Below are 22,404 nucleotides of genomic sequence, written 5' to 3'. Positions count from 1 at the left end.
GGGGATTCCTGACCGGTGAAAATCGCGCCCTGCCCTGTTGGCAATGCGCCAGACAACAACAAAAACCGAGGTTTTCAATGACAACTGCTTTACAGCAACCATCGCTCTCGAGCCAATGCATGGCCGAGTTTCTGGGTACTGCACTCCTGATCTTTTTCGGCACGGGCTGTGTCGCCGCGCTCAAGGTCGCGGGCGCCAGCTTCGGCCTGTGGGAAATCAGCATCATCTGGGGCGTTGGCGTAAGCATGGCGATCTACCTGACCGCCGGCGTTTCCGGCGCGCACCTGAACCCCGCCGTGAGCATTGCGCTGAGTATTTTCGCCGACTTCGAAAAGCGCAAACTGCCGTTCTACATCCTGTCGCAGATTGCCGGCGCCTTCTGCGGCGCGCTGTTGGTTTACACGCTGTACAGCAACCTGTTCTTCGATTTCGAACAAACTCACCAAATGGTTCGCGGCTCGGCCGCCAGCCTTGAATTGGCCTCGGTGTTCTCGACTTTCCCGAACCCGGTACTGTCCACCGCTCAGGCTTTCCTGGTCGAGATGATCATCACCGCGATTCTGATGGGCGTGATCATGGCCCTGACCGACGACAACAACGGCTTGCCGAAAGGCCCGATGGCGCCGCTGCTGATCGGTTTGCTGATCGCGGTGATCGGCAGCTCGATGGGCCCGCTGACCGGTTTCGCGATGAACCCGGCGCGTGACTTCGGTCCGAAACTGATGACTTTCTTCGCCGGCTGGGGTGAAATTTCCTTCACTGGCGGCCGCGATATTCCGTACTTCCTGATTCCGATTTTTGCACCGATTGTCGGTGCCTGCCTCGGCGCTGCCGGGTATCGCGGGCTCATCGCCCGTCACCTGACTGGCGCCACACCTGCTACAAAGGATGCAGAACCGGCCATTGACGGCAAACCAAGAACTTCTTGAAACAGTCGGCGCAGACTCCTGCCAGATAGAGTCTGCGCCACGGCCCACTCTCCCTTATTTCGTCCAAGGCAATCGACATGACCGACATTCAGAATAAGAACTACATCATTGCCCTCGATCAGGGTACGACCAGCTCCCGCGCGATCATTTTCGACCGCGACGCGAACGTGGTCTGCACCGCCCAGCGCGAATTCGCCCAGCACTACCCGCAAGCCGGTTGGGTCGAACATGACCCGATGGAAATCTTCGCCACCCAGAGCGCGGTAATGGTTGAAGCGCTGGCGCAGGCCGGTCTGCATCACGACCAGGTCGCCGCCATCGGCATCACCAACCAACGCGAAACCACCGTGGTATGGGACAAGACCACCGGTCGCCCGGTGTACAACGCGATCGTATGGCAGTGCCGCCGCAGCACCGAGATCTGCCAGCAGCTCAAGCGTGACGGCCACGAAGAATACATCCGTGACACCACCGGTCTGGTTACCGACCCGTACTTCTCCGGCACCAAACTGAAATGGATCCTCGACAACGTCGAAGGCAGCCGCGAACGTGCGCGCAACGGCGAACTGCTGTTCGGCACCGTCGATAGCTGGCTGATCTGGAAATTCACCGGCGGCAAAGTCCACGTCACCGACTACACCAACGCCTCGCGCACCATGCTCTTCAACATCCACTCGCTTGAGTGGGACGCGAAGATGCTGGAGATCCTCGATATCCCGCGCGAAATGCTTCCGCAAGTGAAGGCTTCTTCGGAAATCTATGGTCGCACCAAAAGCGGCATCGCCATCGGCGGGATCGCCGGCGACCAGCAAGCGGCCTTGTTCGGCCAGATGTGCGTCGAGCCGGGTCAGGCGAAAAACACCTACGGCACCGGTTGCTTCCTGCTGATGAACACCGGTGACAAAGCGGTCAAATCCAAGCACGGCATGCTCACCACCATCGCTTGCGGCCCGCGTGGTGAAGTGGCTTACGCACTGGAAGGCGCAGTATTCAACGGCGGTTCGACCGTGCAGTGGCTGCGTGATGAACTGAAAATCATCAACGACGCCCACGACACCGAATATTTCGCCAATAAAGTCAAAGACAGCAATGGCGTTTATCTGGTGCCGGCGTTCACTGGTCTGGGCGCTCCGTACTGGGACCCTTATGCCCGTGGCGCACTGTTCGGCCTGACGCGCGGTGTGCGCGTGGATCACATCATCCGTGCCGCACTGGAATCGATTGCCTACCAGACCCGTGACGTTCTCGACGCCATGCAACAGGATTCCGGCGAACGCCTCAAAGCCCTGCGCGTGGACGGCGGCGCGGTAGCGAACAACTTCCTCATGCAGTTCCAGGCCGACATCCTCGGCACGCAGGTCGAGCGTCCGCAAATGCGCGAAACCACGGCACTCGGCGCGGCGTATCTGGCCGGCCTGGCGTGCGGTTTCTGGGGCAGCCTGGAAGAACTGCGCGGCAAGGCCGTGATCGAGCGCGAGTTCGAACCGAGCCTGGACGAAGCGGCAAAAGAGAAGCTCTATAAAGGCTGGAAAAAAGCCGTCAGCCGTACCCGTGACTGGGAACGTGAAGACGCTGAATAAGCCAACCTTCAGAGACTGATAGGCAACTAACTGGTCGGGAGGTGATTCCTGCGGCATCATGGGCAAATTTTGCACGGCAGCCCAAAGGAAGCCCCATGAATCTGCCTCCCCGTCAGCAGCAAATCCTCGAGCTGGTCCGCGAACGCGGCTATGTGAGCATCGAGGAAATGGCCACGCTGTTCGTTGTTACCCCGCAAACCATCCGCCGCGATATCAATCAGCTCGCGGAAGCCAATCTGCTGCGTCGCTACCATGGCGGCGCTGCCTATGATTCCAGTGTCGAAAACACCGCCTATGCGATGCGCGCCGATCAGATGCGCGATGAAAAACAACGCATCGGCGAAGCCATCGCTGCACAGATTCCCGATCACGCCTCGCTGTTCATCAACATCGGTACCACTACCGAATCGATTGCCCGCGCCCTGCTCAACCACAACCACCTGAAAATCATCACCAACAACCTGCACGTGGCATCGATGCTCAGCGCCAAGGATGATTTCGATGTGCTGCTGACCGGTGGCAACGTGCGCCGCGATGGCGGTGTGGTGGGTCAGGCGAGCGTGGACTTCATCAACCAGTTCAAGGTTGATTTTGCCCTCGTCGGCATCAGCGGCATCGACGAGGACGGCAGTCTGCTCGACTTCGATTATCAGGAAGTGCGAGTTTCACAGGCGATCATTGCCAATGCGCGGCAGGTGATTCTGGCGGCGGACTCGAGCAAGTTCGGGCGTAACGCGATGATTCGCCTCGGCCCGATCAGCCTGATCGACTGCCTGGTGACCGATCAGCAACCGGTGCCGGCACTGGCGCAGTTGCTGACTCAGCACAAGATTCGCCTGGAAGTCGTTTAACCCCCCCCGACAACAATCCTACGGTGGCGAGGGGATTTATCCCCGTTGGGCTGCGAAGCAGCCCCAAAACCAGTGTTTGCGGTGTGTCTGATACACCCCATTCGCTGATTTGACGACTGCTCCGCAGTCAAACGGGGATAAATCCTCTCGCCACAATTGTTCACCTCAAGCCTCTGCATGTTCGAAAATTTTCCTTTCCCGATCCTTCGATGAGTATTTTCAATCGAAGTCGACTGGCTGCGCGCGTCTTTATGGGCTACCATTTTCGCAAATGAACATTCATGTTCGATTTCCAATATAGAAAATCAAAAGAGCCCGAGGCCAGCCGATGTCCACCTCTACCTTGCGTACGCCCCCTATCTCCGAGATCTACGACCTCGCCGTCATCGGCGGCGGGATCAATGGCGTGGGGATCGCAGCGGATGCCGCCGGTCGCGGTCTCTCGGTGTTCCTTTGCGAAAAGGATGATCTGGCCAGCCACACCTCGTCGGCCAGCAGCAAGCTGATCCACGGCGGCCTGCGCTACCTCGAACATTACGAATTCCGTCTGGTGCGTGAAGCGCTGGCCGAGCGCGAAGTGCTGCTGGCCAAGGCTCCGCACATCGTCAAGCCGATGCGCTTCGTGCTGCCGCACCGACCGCACCTGCGTCCGGCGTGGATGATTCGTGCCGGCCTGTTCCTGTACGACAACCTCGGCAAGCGCGAAAAACTGCCAGGTTCGAAAAGCCTGAAGTTCGGCGCCGATAGCGCGCTGAAAAGCGAAATCAAGAAAGGCTTCGAATACTCCGATTGCTGGGTCGACGACGCCCGCCTCGTGGTGCTCAACGCCATGGCTGCCCGTGAAAAAGGCGCTCACGTTCACACCCAGACCCGTTGCGTCAGCGCCCGTCGCGCCAAAGGCCTGTGGCACCTGAACCTGGAACGTGCCGACGGCAGCCTGTTTTCGATCACTGCCAAAGCGCTGGTAAACGCCGCCGGGCCGTGGGTCGCCAAGTTCATTCGTGACGACTTGAAAATGGAATCGCCGTACGGCATCCGCCTGATTCAGGGCAGCCACATCATCGTGCCGAAACTGTACGAAGGTGATAACGCACACATCCTGCAAAACGAAGATCAGCGCATCGTTTTCACCATTCCGTACCTGAACCACTTCACCCTGATCGGCACCACCGACCGGGAGTACACCGGCGATCCGGCAAAAGTGGCGATCACCGAAGGCGAGACCGATTACCTGCTGAAAGTGGTCAACGCCCACTTCAAAAAGCAGATCAGCCGCGACGACATCCAGCACAGCTACTCGGGCGTACGTCCACTGTGCAACGACGAATCCGACAATCCGTCGGCCGTCACCCGCGATTACACCCTGGCGCTGTCCGGCAGCACCGAAGAAGCGCCGCTGCTGTCGGTGTTCGGCGGCAAGCTGACCACCTACCGCAAGCTCGCCGAGTCGGCGATGGCACAACTGATGCCGTACTTCACACAGATGCGTCCGAGCTGGACGGCCACCGCCACCCTGCCCGGCGGCGAAGACATGACCACGCCACAGGCCCTGAGCGCGCTGATCCGCGACAAATTCGACTTCGTCCCGAGCGAAATCGCCCGTCGCTGGTCAGCCACCTACGGCAGCCGCACCTGGCGCATGCTCGAAGGCGTGGAAACCCTCGCCGACATGGGCGAACACCTCGGTGGCGGGCTCTACACCCGTGAAGTCGATTACCTGTGCAGCGAAGAGTGGGCGACCACCGCGCACGACATCCTCTGGCGTCGCAGCAAGCTGGGCCTGTTCACCACAGCGGCGGAGCAGGAAAAACTGGCGGCCTATCTGGGCAAGGTCGAGCAGAATCGCAAGATCGAAGCGGCCTGATCTGACCATTGCTCAAAAGAAAGCCCCTGAATCGCAAGGTTCAGGGGCTTTTTGCTGGGTGAGAGGAAAGACCTGAGCAAAGATCGTTCGGTTTTCCGAACGCGACCTTCCAGTCAATTCGGATAACCGGATCAAAACCGTAAAAAAACACCATCACAAAACTTTAATCACTAAATAAATCAACGAGTTAACCAGTTGCAACTGGTCTGGCACGACTCATGCTCTACACTCTCTCGACGAATGCCTGTTGTGCCAACACTTCAGGAGCCGTCAGGCATTCGAAGCACAAAAGGGCCGACAAACTGGCTCCATAAAAAAAACAATGTCGAGGAAAATTTGATGCGCATCGTTCCCCATATCCTGGGCGCAGCCATTGCTGCCGCTCTGATCAGCACGCCAGTTTTCGCCGCCGAACTCACCGGCACCCTGAAGAAGATCAACGACTCGGGCACCATCACCCTCGGGCACCGTGACAGCTCCATTCCGTTTTCCTACATCGCAGATGCTTCGGGCAAACCCGTCGGCTACTCCCACGACATTCAGGTCGCTATCGTTGAAGCCCTGAAAAAAGACCTGAACAAACCTGATCTGAACGCCAAGTACAATCTGGTGACCTCGCAAACCCGTATCCCGCTGGTGCAGAACGGCACCGTGGATATCGAGTGCGGTTCCACCACCAACAACGCCGAACGCGCCCAGCAAGTCGACTTCACCGTCAACATCTTCGAAATCGGCACCCGTCTGCTGGTCAAGAAAGACAAGGATGGCAAGCCGTCCTACAACGACTTCGCTGACCTGAAGGGCAAAAACGTCGTGACCACCGCCGGCACCACGTCCGAGCGCATCATCAAAGCGATGAACGCCGACAAGCAGATGGGCATGAACATCATCTCCGCCAAAGACCACGGCGAATCCTTCAACATGCTGGAAAGCGGCCGCGCCGTTGCCTTCATGATGGACGATGCCCTGCTGGCTGGCGAAGAAGCCAAGGCCAAGAAGCCGGACGACTGGGTCATCACCGGTACTCCGCAGTCCTTCGAAGCCTACGCGTGCATGGTTCGCAAAGACGACCCGGCCTTCAAGAAAGCGGTCGATGACGCCATCGTTGCCCTGTACAAATCCGGCGAGATCAACAAGATCTACAGCAAGTGGTTCGAAAGCCCTGTTCCACCAAAAGGCCTGAACCTCAACTTCCCGATGAGCGACAAGGTCAAAGAGCTGATCGCCAATCCAAGCGACAAGCCGGCGCCTGACGTAAAAATCTGATTCCTGACTAACCTTGTCACCTGAGGGAGTAACCCTCCCTCAGGCGTCTGTTACTACCTGCTGGCTTTACTGTGGAACACTCGACCTGGCGGTTTTCGAGCCGATCGCGTGTGCCCGGCGTTCAACGCCGGACGGGAAAGGATTTTCCCCAAGTGGGTGCTTGTACATCGATCGATCTCGAGGGGAGACCCTAATGAATTACAACTGGGACTGGGGCGTGTTCTTCAAGTCCACCGGCGTTGGCAGCGAGACCTATCTCGACTGGTACATCGCCGGCCTGGGCTGGACCATCGCCATCGCTGTCGTGGCATGGATTATCGCCTTGCTGCTGGGCTCCATTCTGGGGGTCATGCGCACTGTGCCGAACCGCCTCGTATCGGGCATCGCGACCTGCTACGTCGAACTGTTCCGTAACGTGCCGCTGCTGGTTCAGCTGTTCATCTGGTACTTCCTGGTACCCGACCTGCTGCCGCAAAACCTGCAGGACTGGTACAAACAGGATCTCAACCCGACCACCTCGGCCTACCTGAGCGTTGTCGTGTGCCTGGGTCTGTTCACCGCCGCCCGCGTTTGCGAGCAAGTGCGTACCGGTATCCAGGCGCTGCCACGCGGTCAGGAATCCGCTGCCCGTGCGATGGGCTTCAAGCTGCCGCAGATCTATTGGAACGTGCTGCTGCCCCAGGCCTACCGGATCATCATTCCGCCGCTTACCTCGGAATTTTTGAACGTGTTCAAGAACTCCTCCGTGGCGTCACTGATCGGCCTGATGGAACTGCTCGCGCAGACCAAACAGACTGCCGAATTCTCGGCCAACCTGTTCGAAGCGTTCACCCTGGCGACCCTGATTTATTTCACCCTGAACATGAGCCTGATGCTGCTGATGCGCGTGGTCGAGAAGAAAGTCGCCGTGCCCGGCCTGATCTCCGTGGGGGGTAAATAATGGAATTCGATTTCAGTGGCATCGTCCCGGCCATTCCCGGTTTGTGGAACGGCATGGTGATGACCCTCAAGCTGATGGCGATGGGCGTAGTGGGCGGGATCATTCTCGGCACCATCCTCGCGCTGTGCCGTCTGTCGCATAACAAACTGCTGTCGAACCTCGCCGGCGCGTACGTCAACTATTTCCGTTCGATCCCGCTGCTGCTGGTGATCACCTGGTTCTATCTGGCGGTGCCGTTCGTGCTGCGCTGGATCACCGGCGAAGATACCCCGATCGGTGCGTTCACTTCGTGCATCGTCGCCTTCATGATGTTTGAAGCGGCGTACTTCTGCGAAATCGTCCGGGCTGGCGTGCAGTCGATCCCGAAAGGCCAGATGGGCGCCGCACAGGCGCTGGGCATGACTTACGGCCAGATGATGCGTTTGATCATCCTGCCGCAGGCGTTCCGCAAGATGACGCCGTTGCTGCTGCAACAGTCGATCATCCTGTTCCAGGACACCTCGCTGGTCTACACCGTGGGCCTGGTCGACTTCCTTAACGCCTCCCGCTCCAGCGGCGACATCATTGGTCGTTCCAACGAGTTCCTGATCTTCGCCGGTGTCGTCTACTTCATCATCAGCTTTTCCGCCTCGCTGCTGGTCAAGCGTCTGCAAAAAAGGTTCGCCGTATGATCTCTATCAAAAACATCAACAAGTGGTATGGGGACTTCCAGGTGCTGACTGATTGCAGCACCGAGGTCAAAAAAGGCGAAGTGATCGTGGTCTGCGGCCCGTCGGGTTCCGGCAAATCGACCCTGATCAAATGCGTCAACGCGCTGGAGCCGTTCCAGAAAGGCGACATCGTCGTCGATGGCACCTCGATTGCCGACCCGAAGACCAACCTGCCGAAACTGCGTTCGCGCGTCGGCATGGTGTTCCAGCATTTCGAACTGTTCCCGCACCTGACCATCACCGAAAACCTGACCATCGCGCAGATCAAGGTGCTGGGCCGCAGCAAGGAAGAGGCGACCAAGAAAGGTCTGCAACTGCTGGAGCGCGTCGGTCTGTCCGCCCACGCCCACAAACACCCGGGGCAACTGTCCGGTGGTCAGCAACAGCGTGTGGCGATTGCCCGTGCGCTGGCGATGGATCCGATCGTCATGCTGTTCGACGAACCGACCTCGGCGCTCGACCCGGAAATGGTCAACGAAGTACTCGACGTGATGGTGCAACTGGCCCACGAAGGCATGACCATGATGTGCGTGACCCACGAAATGGGCTTCGCCCGCAAAGTGGCTGACCGCGTGATCTTCATGGACGCCGGCAAGATCATCGAAGACTGTCCGAAAGAGGAATTCTTCGGCGACATCAACGCCCGCTCCGAACGCGCTCAGCACTTCCTCGAGAAGATTCTGCAGCACTAAAAGCAACATCCCGCTCCCCGGCTATGGGGAGCGGGCTGATGACAATGAGATCACCTGTGGCGAGGGGATTTATCCCCGTCCGGCTGCGCAGCAGTCGTAAAACCTGTGCATGCGGTCTTTCAGTTAAACCGCAGTGATGGTTTTGGGGCTGCTTCGCAACCCAACGGGGATAAATCCCCTCGCCACATAGTCCACCTCCAAACCAGCGGTGATTCACAAACAAGTGTTGTGGTTGACCCAAGGCATCTGTGATGAAATGCGACCCCAATCTCTATCGCGCAGCGCCGCCATCACTTGCCGTGAAACCCCGTCTGATCCGCCATTTGTTCCTGCCACCGCTGATCATCGCCCTGATGATCGGGCTGGGTTATGCCGGCTTCTGGACCAGTGAACATTTCGGTATCCGCAATCTCAGCGAGAACGGTCAGCGCCAGCTCGAACTGAACGCCCGCGCCGTTGAAAGCGAGATCAGCAAATACACCTACCTGCCCAGCCTGCTGGAACTCGAATCGAGTGTTCCGAAGCTGCTGGCCGACCCGACCCCGGAACACCGGCAATCGGTCAACGATTACCTTGAAGGCCTGAACCGGCGCAGCCGCAGCCGGGCCATCTACGTGATGGACACCACCGGCCGCGTCATGGCCACCAGCAACTGGCGCGACGTCGACAGTTACCTCGGTGAAGACCTGTCCTTTCGCGCCTATTTCCAGAAAGCCATACGCGGCGCACCCGGACGTTTCTACGGGATCGGCAGCACCAGCGGCGAACCCGGTTACTACCTCGCGCACGGCCTCGAAGAACACGGCAAGATCATTGGCGTCGCCGTGGTCAAGGTGCGCCTGGAAGCCATGGAAGAACGCTGGCAACGCGCGCGCCTCGAAGCCTTTGTCAGCGACGAAAACGGCATCATCATTCTCTCCAGCGATCCGGCCCGCCGACTGAAATCCGTGGTGCCGCTGAGTGACGAGATCAAGGAAAAACTCGCCCGCAGCCTGCAGTACTACTGGTTTCCGCTCAACGAATTGCAACCGCTGGCTCGGGAAACCCTCGCCGAGGGGGTGGAAAAACTCACTTTCCCGGCCAATAGCGAAGTGCAATCCGACGAAGATGACATCAGTTATCTGGCACAGACCCGGCCGCTGAGCGACACACCGTGGAATTTCACCCTGCTCACACCGCTGCAGGATTTGCGGCGCGAAGCGATCAACCAGGGCATTCTCGTCGCCGTTGCCTTTGCGTTGGTGGCGTTTCTGCTGATCGCCTGGAACGAGCGGCGCAAGGTCATCGCCACCCGCCTCGCCGCCCGCGAAGCCTTGCAGGAAGCCAACAATCAACTCGAGCGTCGGATTACCGAACGCACCGCTGACCTGCGCGCCAGCAACGATCGCTTGAAGAGTCAGATCCGCGAACGGCGTCAGGCCGAGGAGACGTTGCGCCGCGCCCAGGATGAGTTGGTGCAGGCCGGCAAACTGGCGGCCATCGGCCAGATGTCGACCAGCATCGCCCATGAATTGAACCAGCCGCTGGCAGCGATGCGCACGTTGTCCGGCAACACCATCCGTTTCCTCGAGCGCGGCCAGCTCGATGTCGCCAGCACCAACCTCAAGACCATCAACGATCTGATCGACCGCATGGGCCGCATCACCGCCAGCCTGCGTTCCTTTGCCCGACGCGGCGACAACAAAGGCCAGGCCAGCCTCGGCAAAGCGGTGGAGGCCGCGCTGCAAGTACTCGGCGCGCGCGTGGAGCAATCGGCGCTGGCACTGCATCGCCAGTTCGAAGACGTCCAGGTGCAAATCGACCAGACCCGCCTCGAACAGATTCTGGTCAATCTGGTCGGCAACGCCCTCGACGCGATGCAGGCACAACCGCAGCCGGAACTGTGGCTCGAAGGCGAAGAATTCAATGGCAAATACCGTCTGCGAGTACGCGACAACGGTCACGGCGTCGACGCCGAAGCACGAAAGCACTTGTTCGAACCGTTCTTCACCACCAAACCCGGCGAGCAAGGCCTGGGGTTGGGCCTGACCCTTTCTGCCAGCCTCGCGGCCGCCACCGGCGGGCATCTGGGTGTCGAACACCCGGCCAGCGGTGGCACCACCTTCGTCCTCAGTTTACCGTTGGTAAGCCCCACACCTGCCGAGCCAATATGAACAACGACCTTAGTGTGTTGATCGTCGAAGACGACCCCCATGTGTTGCTGGGTTGCCAACAGGCGCTGACGCTGGAAGACATTCCCTGTATTGGTGTCGGCAGTGCCGAAGAAGCGCTGGAGCAGGTTGGCGACAATTTTGCCGGCATCGTCATCAGCGACATTCGCCTGCCGGGTATCGATGGCCTCGAGTTACTGACCCGTCTCAAGGCCCGTGATCGCAGCTTGCCAGTGGTGTTGATCACCGGTCACGGCGACATCTCCATGGCTGTCGGCGCCATGCAGAAAGGCGCTTACGATTTCATGGAAAAACCGTTCTCGCCGGAACGACTGGTCGATGTCGCCCGCCGCGCGCTGGAGCAACGCAGCCTCGCCCGTGAAGTCTCGTCGCTGCGCAGACAACTGGCCGAACGCGATTCTCTGGAGGGCCGGATCATCGGCCGCTCGCCAGCCATGCAGAACCTGCGCGAACTGATTGCCAACGTTGCTGACACTTCGGCCAACGTACTGATCGAAGGCGAGACCGGCACCGGCAAGGAACTGGTCGCGCGTTGCCTGCACGATTTCAGTCGCCGTCACAGCAAGCAGTTTGTCGCGCTGAACTGTGGCGGTCTGCCGGAAAACCTCTTCGAAAGTGAAATCTTCGGCCACGAGGCCAACGCTTTCACCGGCGCCGGTAAACGCCGCATCGGCAAGATCGAACACGCCGACGGCGGCACCTTGTTTCTCGACGAAGTGGAAAGCATGCCGTTGCCGCTGCAGATCAAACTGCTGCGAGTCTTGCAGGAGCGCACCCTCGAACGCCTCGGCTCGAACCAGAGCGTCGCGGTCGATTGCCGGGTGATCGCGGCGACCAAATCCGACCTCGACGAATCGAGCAAGGCCGGCGAGTTTCGCAGCGACTTGTACTACCGCCTCAACGTGGTGACCCTGGAACTGCCGCCGCTGCGCGAGCGCCGCGAAGACATCCTGCAACTGTTCGAACACTTCACCCAACAGTCGGCCCTGCGCTTTGACCGCGCGCTGCCCGAGCTGGACAACCAAACCCTGTCGAACCTGATGAGCCACGACTGGCCGGGCAACGTGCGCGAGCTGCGCAACGTCGCAGAACGTTTCGCCCTCGGCCTGCCGGCGTTCAAAAAGTCCGGTGCCAGCAGCGGCGGCCAGACACTCGCCTTCGCCGAGGCGGTCGAAGCTTTCGAGCGCAATCTGCTCAGTGATGCCCTGCAACGCAGCGGCGGCAACCTGACTCAGGCCAGCCTGGAACTGGGGATGGCCAAAACTACGCTGTTCGACAAAGTCAAAAAATACGGCCTGAGCCATTAAGCGAGAACGACGTGGATCTGATCTTCAAAGCGTTATTGGGTGCAGCCGTGGTGGTGATCCTCGCCGCGCTGTCGAAGACCAAAAACTATTACATCGCCGGCCTCGTGCCGCTGTTCCCGACCTTCGCCCTGATCGCCCATTACATCGTCGGCAAAAGCCGCTCGCTGGACGATCTGAAGACCACCATCGTGTTCGGCATGTGGTCGATCATTCCGTACTTCGTTTATCTGGCGACCTTGTACGTGATGGTTGACCGGATGCGTCTGGAAGCTTCCTTGGCCGTCGCGGCTGTGGCCTGGTTAATCGCCGCGACGGTGCTGGTCAGCGTCTGGGTTCGCCTGCACGCCTGATTCGGCGTGCAGAATTGGATTTAATCCAGCCTCTGGAAATGCTTGCCGGCCAACGCAGTATTGATGTCTCCCCGCCAGATCGAATCGACCGGCACGCCGCTTTCCGCTTGCCATTGCTGCCACTTCAGGCCGAGGTTGCGCTGCTCCGGCAGCTTCAGATGAGCTTTTACAAACTCATTGAATGGCGGTGTATCCGACTCGTAGTGAAAGTGCGCGTACCACAGCGGCGCGGGCGGATTTTGCGTCAGGTCGCGAACCAGATATTCCTGCAGGAAATCGCGCTTCCCGCCCTTCTTCCGGCTCAGTTCCCGCAACCCGCCGACCTTTTGAATGTCGACAAATGCCTGGTCCGGTGTCGCGGCCTCCATCAGATAGTCCAGATGCCCCGCCGTCGGCGTTTTGCTTTTCAGCGTTTGCGTGATACGCAGGCTGCGCCCCGTTTTCCTGAGCAGGTGCGCCTGATCCGTCAACTGTGCAGCGACAGCATGGTTGGGCGAGAGCTGCGTGATTCGCTGGGCGCGTTGCGTCAGCGCCGCCGCCTCTCGGGCCAACATGTCTTCCAGACTGGCGGGCAACATGTCCTGATCAGCGTAGCCCCTGACCTTCGCCACATAGTCATCCTGGCCAGCGAGCCTGATTCGCGCCTCAGCCACCAGATGATTCAGATTGTCCGCCGGAGCGGGCTGCAAGATCGCCGGTGCAGACTGACGCTGATAACGGCCATCAGACTTGGGTAACCAGTTTTCTGCCCGACTCTCTCCGAACGTGGTGAAGCGGGTCTGACGACTCACCGGATCAATGCTTTCGACACCGATCATCAATCGGTTGCCGTCGGTTTCAAACACCCGCATGCCGCTGCTGCTCGCCTCTTTGCCCTGCACCACGCCGTGCTTGATCCCGGCCCGGGCATGCGCAGTCATTTTGTCGAGTTGCTCCGCCAGCGCAGGTATCTGATTCAGATAGAAGTGCTGAGCGTCAGTGATGCTCCAGACATTGATATCACGACGAAACTGCTCGTACGCCTCGATGCATTCCTCCAGTAACCGATTGCGCTGGTTGCGGGTGGCGATGACGCTGGCAAGGTTCTGCTGGGCATGAAGCGCGTCATACACCAGACCCCGTGCCCTTCGCATGACCTCCTGCAGATACGACCAGGACGGGTCGCCGACATTGTCAAAATTACTGATCAACGCCAGGTAATTGAGGGTCTTGATGTAGTCGCGTTTGGCGGGGGTAAAACCGGTTTCCAGTCCAGCCAGATCTTCGGCAGCAAAACGCTTGTGCTCACTTTCAACAATTCGCTGGCGCCACTGCCCGATCTGCTCGGCATCAGCGTCCAGTTGATCCAGTTTTTTAACCAGGCGAATTCGCACGTCCCGGGCTTTTCGCAGTTGGCGCAACCGTCCTTGAACCTCGCCAACCGGCATTTCAATCAGCGCCTCGGTGATCGTGCCAATCTCGTCGATCAAGGCCAGGCAGCGTTCTCTGGCCAGATCGATGCGGTGCACATGGCGATTGACCACGATCAACGCCATTTGGCTCTGCAGCGATCGCACCAGTGCGCGTTTGTTTCCGGTACTCAGTGGCCGTAATTGCTCCAGTTGCGCGAACTGCCTGCCCGCCAGCTCAATGTCGTTGACGCACGCCGCATCCACGACAGCCTGCCCGGAAAGACGAGTTTGCTGTGCACTGGCGTGGTACTGCGCCAACGTACGATTGGTAGCGCGGTGCTGGTTATCGAGTTGCCGGGTCAGGGCATCGACCGTCTGACTCAGCATGCGTTGGCGTCGGTACGCCGCATCCGTCCACCAGCGTGGCAGCCACTGCCGTAAAGCCTGCGGCCAGAGCGGGTCGAGTCCATCGGCCACCGCCCCGATCACGTTACCGCCGGCGTCCAGTCCTTCACTGAACAGGGTGCCGTATACCGCAAAATGCGTGTCCCAATGCCCGGCTTCGTCCACCGCAATCGGTTGCTGATAACTCTTCAGGCGTGTTCCGTACAAACGCAACGTCCGGTCTTTCAACGTCACGCGGTAGATGCGCCCCTGCCGGATGATGAAGTCACCCTCAGCGTGGCGATAGACATTGCGGTACAGGCCTTCGGATACCGGCTGCAGACCGACCAGAGAAATATCCTTTTCGTACTCATACCCCTCAAACCTGTCTGCGACGTGTCGAGCCTTGCGCAAAGAAGGTCGATGCAACGCACCACTGCTCCTGGCCAGCCCCTTCAACTGACGCGTGCGCGACAGTTTTCGGGTGGCGGCCGGCGCAGCGGCAGCATTGACGCTGACACCGGAGGCGATATCCATCGCCGCATCGATCAATGACAGCAGAACCGATTCGAGCTCTGCCAGACCATGACCGACTTCTCCACGCAAAAACGCGGCGACCGCAAGATTGGCGCTGGCCCAGGCGTCATACAGGGCAATCGCCGTGCCCACAAACGGCACCATACCCAACGCCATTTTCAGATAATTGAACAGTGCGCCGCCCTTGAGCGCATAAGCCTCTTGATACAAATCGGTGTTGGAGCGCGATGTGGAACGGTGAGCCTCCAGCAACCGCCCCATGTGGGCATCGAGTTGATGCGCAGCCAGCGAAGTCGTCGCTGGCCAGGCTGTTCCGACGCCAATCAAAGCGTCAAAGTGTTTGATCAAGGATTGATTGATGCGCAACACGTGCCGGGCAAAATCGCCCTGAACGGCGCGACCAGCGAGGTAATTCACCATCGAAGCGTGCAGGCACAACTCGAACAGTTTCTTGCGTGCCGTATCGAGGCTGTCGCGCTGGTGGAAAAACCTGCCGTCAGGGCTTTCAGGAAGATAGAGCAGCGTCAGTCCGCTGGTCTGCTCATGAATGAACGTCACGCCGGACAATGTGCTGGGGCCGTCATTGGTGTCGACACCACCCACGGTCAGACGCGCCGGCAGCAACACCAATTGTTTGCCATCGGCGGCAAACATCGCTTCTGTGCAGGCATCGATCGCCTTGTTCAACACAACCCAGCCAGCTTCATCGATATGTTGTTGATGTAGCGCCGCATCGCCCTGCAATTTGAGCATCTGACGCCAGGGTTCGATCAGGCACTCACGGCGATGCTCGTTACTGAATACCGATGCATTTCCGCTGCCCACGAATGTGCTGACGATCAGATCGTCGTACTTTTGCGCAAGGTTCATTGATTCGGCGAGATCCAGCAGATAACGCATCGTCACCCTGGCGGTCAGCGTCTCGCGCTCGGCGGGCGAATCGCTGGTGAACTCGATCTTGCCGCAGAGCATGCGCCACCACATCGGGTCGTCGATGTTGGTCTGTAGAAGATCAATCAACGGTATTTTTCTGCGGCTCTCGCTAGGGATCAGAACGCCCTTTTGCGGCGTGCCCGGTGCGGCGCCTTCCGTCAGTGTCCGTCCCCACCGTGTCGAATCCGGCAGATCGAGGGTGATCGTAAATGGCTGTTTGAGGGCGAGATCCTCACGGATATGCGCTTCGGCTTTTTTGCTGCTGAATTCATCACGGTGCGGCAGTTCTCGCTCGAGCAACTGATGAGCACGTTTCATCGCCTGAATGTATGCGGTGATGGCGGTTTTGAATCGCTCGCGATGGAGCTTCGACAACCGGCTCAACCACGTTGGCACTTGCCCGACCAGCACACCGCTACGATGTTGCTCGATGAGCTGGTCGTAAGCCTGCTCGCGCGCCTCGTTCACCGGTACACGCAAGGCTTCGCGGGTTTCGATTTGCAGCTTTTCCAGCTCGGTGCCGAGCAGCGCCGGCGCCAGACCCCGGTGCTGCGTGATCAGCCCCGCCGCCGTCTGCTCGCAGCGGTGCAGCTGATTCTGCAAACCGAACTCGAAAGGGTCACCCTGCAGGGGCGACAGATGCAGGGTCAGCCCGCTGTTGCCCGGCAAGACTTTGAACACCCGGTGTTCCAGCTCCGCCACCGAGGCAAAGCGTTGCAGGCCACCGTGGCCTCCAGGGCAATAGAGCAAAACGCCAGGTCGCGGTTGCGTTTCATCCCACATGTCCGGTGCTGTAATGAGCACTGCGCCGTCAATGCTATGCGTCGGGACGACGTTTTCACCCACCACCGTGGCCGACAAGGTCAGGCTCATGACAGATACCGCCAAGGTACGGTTGGCAGCCATCGGGTGATCGAGAACCGCCTCAAGCAAGCGGTGCTCATCGGCACTGATGTTGCCGAGCCACTTCTGCAGGCTGGCTTCGGCGCGTAAACCATCACGGCGCGCCTTGTAGAGATCGTCGTAGTGCGTGTTAGGGAGCTGGCGCAGCTCCAGCATCTGCAACGGCGTTTTTTTGGTGAGCAATGCAGCGGCGGCGGCATGGGCACTTTGTTCGCAAGTTGTCAGCGACTGCATCGCGGTTTTCAGTTGCCGGTAACGTTCGTCATCCTGCTGACCGTCAAACCAGTTGCCCACAAAGTTTTCAAGAAACTCATGCTGCCGCTCCACGGCCCGTCGGCGGACGCTCAGGGGAATATCGGCATTGAGTAAACCGAACACCGGAACGTCTGCCTCGTCCACGGGTGACTCTGCGACGGCGGGCGGTGCTGCAAACAAAGCGCCAGTCTGACGCAACCGATCCTGTTGATCGGCCAGGGTCAGCGCCGTACTGCCGTCAGTGACCATGCTCGCGTTTTTGCCGGGACGAAGGCTGCGCATCTGCACGTCCACGACCAGACCTGTCCATTGTTCGATGGCCGATTCGACGGGACGCTCGATGGCGATGTAACCCAGAGAGCACCGATCATCGATCAGCACGTCAGCGGAAAAAAGCTGTGGCTGCTCGAGCAACCATTGTTCCATCGCGCTGCGCTGTGCGAACGACTTCAGTGCCACCGGGTGACCCGGCACATACAGCAACTGGCTGACCGGTTCCTCCGTTTCGAGGGCCATCACGAACGCGCCGGGCAAGGACGTCTTGCGGCCCTGCGCATCGGTCAAAAACAATTGCCAGGCGTTGACAGCCTGCTCCTCAAAGCGGATCACCCCGGAACTCGAATTGATGACCGCCAGTGCCGGCTGCAGCGCCTGCCCCGTGCAGGTACCCCGGGCCAACGCTATTTGAGCCGCAGCTTCCAGATGTTGACGGCACAAACGGTGCGCCAGATCGCGGCGAGACTCGGGCGTGCCAAGGGCTCTGGCTTCCCAGAAAACCTTCCAGCGCTCACCGAGAAATGTGTGCAGATCAAGACCCTTGAGGGCTTTGAGCAAGGGTTCTGGCGACGGGTAGATCAGCCGTTGTGTCGGGTTCAGCCCGACGAGGGTGTCAGGCTGATTGCCGGCGCCGTGCAGATCCGGCGATTGCTGCAGGAAGGCACAGGCATTGGCCAGAGTGATAAAGGACTGCGCGCGCTCTTCGGTGGCGTTGAACCCCAGCACGACCTGGTTGCTCTCCAGTTGCAGCTCCTGCAATACCATTCGATGAATCGACGCCCGGACAAACGGTGCATCGGCAATCAACTCAAGGAATCGCTCACGACAACCACCCCAGCGCTCCACGGCATTGAACAGCAGATTCTCGTCGAGCGGATGACTGTCTTCGAGCAGGGCAAATTGGCTGTCGGATGTCGCGGCAGGGGCTGGTGCAGAAGGTAGCGTGTGTTCAGTCATGAAGCCTGGCTCGGTGCTGGGGCGAGGCGAATCCTCATCACCCGGTGCCGCCATTAGAGCCAGAGCCAACCCGTCGAAGGTGGTACATATGTATCGCATGCCGCCAGCCTGTTACGGCACATTACGGGCCGCGATCACAGCAGATTGTGCTCCACCACCGGATCAATCTGCGCCCAGTGCGAAGTGTCCTCGCGATGCGCCTGCAGGTACGGCAACACCGCCGCCAGCAACGGCGCCTTGAACGCCTCCTGAAAACGGTGGGCCAGCCCCGGAATCAACTTCAGCTGGCTGCCCTGAATGTGCGCCGCCAGATGCACGCCGTGCATCACCGGCAGCAGCGGATCCGCCGTGCCATGCACTACCAGCGTCGGTACCCGCAACTGATTGAGCAAGGCGACCCGACTGGGCTCGGCAAGAATCGCCATGATCTGACGCTTCACGCCTTCAGGATTGAACGCGCGATCGTAGGCAATCGCGGCCTGGTGCAGCAAGGCCTGACGATCATCAGTGACGGCGGGACTGCCGAGCGCGGCGAGCAAGTCCGCCTGCTGCTCCAGCGCCACCTCGCGATTCGGTGCGCCGCGACGCGCCAGCAATTGCACCAGCGCCGCACTCGGCGCCGGCAGGCCTTCGGCCCCGGAACTGGTCATGATCAGTGTCAGGCTCTCGACCCGTTGCGGCGCCATGGCGGCCAGATGCTGAGCAATCATCCCGCCCATGCTCGCGCCCAGCACATGGAACTGCTCCACGTGCAGCGCGTCCATCAGACCCAGCGCATCATCGGCCATATCGGTCAGGCTGTACGGCGCCGCCACCGGCAGGCCGAGTTTGTAGCGCAGCACTTCAAAGGTCAGATTGGCGTCGGCCGGCGCCTGACGCCAGGTCGACAGACCGACGTCGCGGTTGTCGTAACGAATGACCCGAAAGCCCTGCTGACACAGGGCAACCACCACTTCATCCGGCCAGTGAATCAGTTGCCCGCCCAGCCCCATGACCAGCAACAACGCCGGATCCGAGGCGCGGCCGATGCTCTGATACGCCAGGCTCACCTGAGCCAGGTCAACCCGCTCAGTCGGGACATTGATGTCGCAGCGCGATGCCGCAGAGGCCGGCAAACCGAATAAAAGCGCGGCCAGAACGGCCGCGACTGAAAAAAATCCTTTGAGCATGAAAAACACCGAAACGCAGAACCCCAGTAGAGCGCGAGTCTGATGAACTTTGTTCAAGCGCGCTGCCACAGTTGCGTGACAGTTTGATGAAGAGTGCCGAGCGGTCATTGCACACGTGCGAAAGGCCATGGTCGACAGCCTCGCCAACATGAGACAAACTCACCACCATCGCTGAATCAGCAAATTTCATTCATGGAGCCACTGGTGCTTGAGATCCGCCATCTGAAAACCCTGCACGCCTTGCGCGAAGCCGACAGCCTGGTGGATGCCGCCGACAGACTGCACCTGACGCAGTCGGCGCTGTCCCACCAGTTCAAGGAACTGGAAGAACGCATGGGCATGCCGTTGTTCGTGCGCAAGACCAAACCGGTGCGTTTCACCAGCGCCGGTCTGCGCTTGCTGCAACTGGCCGACGCGACCCTGCCGCTGCTGCGCGCCGCCGAGCGCGACATCAGTCGTCTGGCCGGCGGCACCGCCGGGCGTTTGCACATGGCGATCGAATGCCACAGTTGCTTCCAGTGGCTGATGCCGACCATCGACCAGTTCCGCGATGCATGGCCGGAAGTCGAACTCGACCTCGCCTCGGGCTTCTCGTTTGCCCCGTTGCCGGCGCTGGCCCGTGGCGATCTGGATCTGGTGGTGACGTCGGATCCGCTGGATATTGCCGGCATCACCTACGTGCCGCTGTTTACCTACGAAGCCATGCTCGCGGTGGCCAATCAGCATGCGCTGGCGAACAAGCCGTACATTGTTCCCGAAGACTTGCTGACGGAAACGTTGATCACGTATCCGGTGGAACGCGATCGTCTGGACATCTTCACCCGCTTCCTCGAACCGGCCGACATTGAACCGGCGCAGGTACGCACCTCCGAACTGACCGTGATGATGATGCAACTGGTCGCCAGCGGCCGTGGCGTCTGCGGCATGCCGCACTGGGCGCTGCATGAATACAGCTCGCGCGGTTACGTGAAGGCCAAGCGACTGGGCGAAAAAGGCCTGTTCGCAACGCTCTACGCCGCAGTTCGCACAGACATGCTGGATGCGCCCTATATGCGCGATTTTCTGCTGACGGCCAAGGACACCTCGTTCTCGACGCTGGATGGGGTGAGTGCGGTGCGCTGATCAGCACCGTAAACACGATGGAGAGTGAAGAGAGATTTTGTGCTGAGGGAATTTATCCCCTCAACACAAGGTGACTCACCAGGCCTTTATGCTTCGCGGGGAAGTTGGCGCCACATGTGGATCTTGTCGAAGTAGTCTTCACCGACGCGTACGGCCAACGGTTCGAGGCCGAACTGGATGAAACCGCAGCGCTCATAGAGTCTGAACGCTGCGTCATTTCCGGCGGTAACGGTCAGTTGAACGAGCTTCAGCGCCGGATGGTTTTGCGCTTCGGTCAGCGCCGCTTGCACCAGTTCATAACCCAGGCCGTGCCCTCGAAAATCCGCCGAAATATACATCCCGAACAACGTGGCTTTGTGCCGGGCCTTTTCCCGAGGCTCGAACGCCAGCCCGACAATGCCGGCCAGCGTCCCGCCCTCGAACGCCCCCAATACCAGATCCAGTTTGCTGGTCAGCCGCGCCTCCCACCAGCTCAGCGGCATCACCGCCCGTTCGCGCACGCTGGACGTGAACGCCTGTGGATGGCGGTCATAGGCTTCGAGCATCAGTTCGCGATAGGCCAGCGCGTGACTGGCGTCCAGGCGTTCGATCCACATGTTCAAGCCGTCCGGCGCTGCTCAAGCATCAGCCGCACGGCCAGACCGCCGAGCACCATACCCATGATGTATCGCTGCATCGCCAGCCACGTCGGGTTGCGCACAAACCACGATGCGATGCCGGCGGCGAACAACGCGATCAGCAGATTGACGCAGAAACTGACGCTGATCTGAGTCAGCCCGAGGATGATGCTCTGCGTAAACACCGAACCGTGTTCGGGCGAGATGAACTGCGGAAACACCGAGAGATAAAACACCGCGATTTTCGGGTTCAACGCACTGGTCAGAAACCCCATGGTGATCAGTTTTCGCGAGGAGTCCGGCGGCAGTTGCTGCGCTTCGAACGGTGAACGCGCGCCGGGTTTGAGCGCTTGCCAGGCCAGCCACAACAGGTAGAGCGCACCGGCCCATTTCAGTACTTCATAGGCCATCGGTACGGCGAGAAACACAGCGGTCAGACCGGCCGCAGCGGCAAACATGTGCACAAAGAATCCCGCCACCACACCGAGCAGCGATGTGACCCCGGCCTTGCGCCCCTGACAGATCGAACGCGAGATCAGGTAGATCATGTTCGGCCCGGGCGTCAGCACCATCAATAACGCAGCGGCGGCGAAGATCAGCAAGTCAGGTAACGGGATCATGGGTGGCATCCTTTGCGTGGCAGATCAGGCGCTGGCAGTCAGCGAGGCTCGATAAAACGGCAGGATCAGGTCGCGTGTCAATGGCGCCAGAACGACATCACCGTCAGTGGCCGGATCGATCCACACCACTTCTTCTATTTCGGCGGCCGGAGACACTTCGGCTTCGATCGTCAGCTGAAAGATTTCCGCTTGTACGACAAATCCAGGCTCGTTGGCCGCAGGTGCCGAAAACTGCCCGAGAAACTTTGCCTGCGCAGGGTCGATCTGCAATCCCAATTCCTCTTCCAGCTCACGGGCCAGCGCATGTACCGGCAGCTCGTGCGCCTCGATTTTGCCACCCGGCTGCATGAACGCCGTGGTGCCGCGCTTGCGTACCAGCAGGGTCTGGCCATCCGCATTGAGCAACAGAGCGGCGGCAATGCAGATCAGGCCGGGCGTTTGAACGGTAGAAGTCGACATAAAGGGAAAACCTTTGGCGCAAAAACGCCAAGGATCACACGCCGGCCGCTTGTGAGCAAAGGCGTGTCCGGATGAGGGCCGGGCGCGCAAAGATTGCCCGGTGGCTGTCTGTGGGCCAGTA

Annotated in this window: 17 protein-coding genes; 12 read left to right on the top strand and 5 right to left on the bottom strand. The window is 59.6% G+C overall.

Annotated features, from left to right (window positions below):
- Positions 1-77: 77 nt before the first annotated feature.
- The 11 genes from F2P67_RS25915 (at position 78) to F2P67_RS25865 (ending at position 12,660) form a co-directional block, all read left to right on the top strand.
- Entirely contained in the window at positions 78-929 is an 852-nt protein-coding gene (locus tag F2P67_RS25915; protein WP_166225619.1) for an MIP/aquaporin family protein, read from the top strand.
- 77 nt (positions 930-1,006) lie between these two features.
- The gene (gene glpK, locus F2P67_RS25910; RefSeq protein WP_166225616.1) at positions 1,007-2,509 is read left to right on the top strand and encodes a glycerol kinase GlpK; all 1,503 of its coding nucleotides are present in this window, start codon (positions 1,007-1,009) and stop codon (positions 2,507-2,509) included.
- A gap of 95 nt (positions 2,510-2,604) precedes the next feature.
- Complete coding sequence (locus F2P67_RS25905) at positions 2,605-3,360, top strand: DeoR/GlpR family transcriptional regulator (RefSeq protein ID WP_016986643.1); 756 nt, start codon at positions 2,605-2,607, stop codon at positions 3,358-3,360.
- A 328-nt stretch (positions 3,361-3,688) separates the two neighbouring features.
- Positions 3,689-5,224 carry a glycerol-3-phosphate dehydrogenase gene (glpD, locus tag F2P67_RS25900; protein WP_166225613.1) on the top strand — a complete coding sequence of 512 codons (1,536 nt, stop codon included), beginning with the start codon at positions 3,689-3,691 and terminating at the stop codon, positions 5,222-5,224.
- Between the two features lie 339 nt (positions 5,225-5,563).
- Positions 5,564-6,490: a glutamate/aspartate ABC transporter substrate-binding protein gene (locus tag F2P67_RS25895; protein WP_166225610.1), complete on the top strand. Its 927-nt coding sequence runs from the start codon at positions 5,564-5,566 to the stop codon at positions 6,488-6,490.
- 193 nt (positions 6,491-6,683) lie between these two features.
- On the top strand, positions 6,684-7,430 hold the full coding sequence (locus tag F2P67_RS25890) for an amino acid ABC transporter permease (protein WP_166225607.1): 747 nt from the start codon (positions 6,684-6,686) through the stop codon (positions 7,428-7,430).
- A complete protein-coding gene (locus F2P67_RS25885) occupies positions 7,430-8,101 on the top strand; it encodes an amino acid ABC transporter permease (RefSeq protein WP_166225605.1) in 672 nt (223 codons plus the stop codon). Before F2P67_RS25890 ends, F2P67_RS25885 begins: the two co-directional genes overlap by 1 nt.
- Complete coding sequence (locus tag F2P67_RS25880) at positions 8,098-8,832, top strand: amino acid ABC transporter ATP-binding protein (RefSeq protein WP_007927141.1); 735 nt, start codon at positions 8,098-8,100, stop codon at positions 8,830-8,832. Before F2P67_RS25885 ends, F2P67_RS25880 begins: the two co-directional genes overlap by 4 nt.
- 251 nt (positions 8,833-9,083) lie before the next feature.
- On the top strand, positions 9,084-10,985 hold the full coding sequence (gene aauS / locus F2P67_RS25875) for a two-component sensor histidine kinase AauS (RefSeq protein WP_166225602.1): 1,902 nt from the start codon (positions 9,084-9,086) through the stop codon (positions 10,983-10,985).
- Positions 10,982-12,310, top strand: a complete 1,329-nt coding sequence (gene aauR, locus F2P67_RS25870; RefSeq protein ID WP_166225599.1) for a two-component response regulator AauR — start codon at positions 10,982-10,984, stop codon at positions 12,308-12,310. The genes aauS and aauR overlap by 4 nt, the downstream gene beginning before the upstream one ends.
- Before the next feature lie 20 nt (positions 12,311-12,330).
- The gene (locus F2P67_RS25865; protein WP_166225898.1) at positions 12,331-12,660 is read left to right on the top strand and encodes a GlpM family protein; all 330 of its coding nucleotides are present in this window, start codon (positions 12,331-12,333) and stop codon (positions 12,658-12,660) included.
- Between the two features lie 20 nt (positions 12,661-12,680).
- Here F2P67_RS25865 and F2P67_RS25860 read toward each other — a convergent pair whose 3' ends face one another.
- Positions 12,681-18,296 (bottom strand): dermonecrotic toxin domain-containing protein, encoded by a 5,616-nt coding sequence (locus F2P67_RS25860; protein WP_166225596.1) that lies wholly within the window; start codon positions 18,294-18,296, stop codon positions 12,681-12,683.
- 134 nt (positions 18,297-18,430) lie between these two features.
- Positions 18,431-19,465, bottom strand: coding sequence for an alpha/beta fold hydrolase (locus tag F2P67_RS25855; protein ID WP_166225593.1), 1,035 nt, complete (start codon positions 19,463-19,465; stop codon positions 18,431-18,433).
- 204 nt (positions 19,466-19,669) lie between these two features.
- Between F2P67_RS25855 and metR the strand changes: the two genes are divergently transcribed.
- Positions 19,670-20,587 (top strand): transcriptional regulator MetR, encoded by a 918-nt coding sequence (gene metR, locus F2P67_RS25850; protein ID WP_166225590.1) that lies wholly within the window; start codon positions 19,670-19,672, stop codon positions 20,585-20,587.
- 86 nt (positions 20,588-20,673) lie between these two features.
- Here the strand turns inward: metR and F2P67_RS25845 are convergent, their stop codons facing one another.
- Genes F2P67_RS25845 through F2P67_RS25835 form a run of 3 tightly spaced genes read right to left on the bottom strand, consistent with a single transcriptional unit; the run spans position 20,674 to position 22,283 of the window.
- Positions 20,674-21,183, bottom strand: coding sequence for a GNAT family N-acetyltransferase (locus F2P67_RS25845; protein WP_166225587.1), 510 nt, complete (start codon positions 21,181-21,183; stop codon positions 20,674-20,676).
- A 2-nt stretch (positions 21,184-21,185) separates the two neighbouring features.
- Positions 21,186-21,824 (bottom strand): LysE family translocator, encoded by a 639-nt coding sequence (locus F2P67_RS25840; protein ID WP_166225584.1) that lies wholly within the window; start codon positions 21,822-21,824, stop codon positions 21,186-21,188.
- Positions 21,825-21,848: 24 nt separating this feature from the next.
- On the bottom strand, positions 21,849-22,283 hold the full coding sequence (locus F2P67_RS25835; protein ID WP_166225581.1) for an NUDIX hydrolase: 435 nt from the start codon (positions 22,281-22,283) through the stop codon (positions 21,849-21,851).
- Positions 22,284-22,404: the final 121 nt, after the last annotated feature.

This window comes from Pseudomonas atagonensis, assembly GCF_011369485.1.
In the GTDB taxonomy this organism is placed as follows: Bacteria; Pseudomonadota; Gammaproteobacteria; order Pseudomonadales; family Pseudomonadaceae; genus Aquipseudomonas; species Aquipseudomonas atagonensis.
The sequence above is the reverse complement of the archived record's forward strand: the minus strand, read 5'-3'. Positions and strand labels throughout refer to the sequence as shown.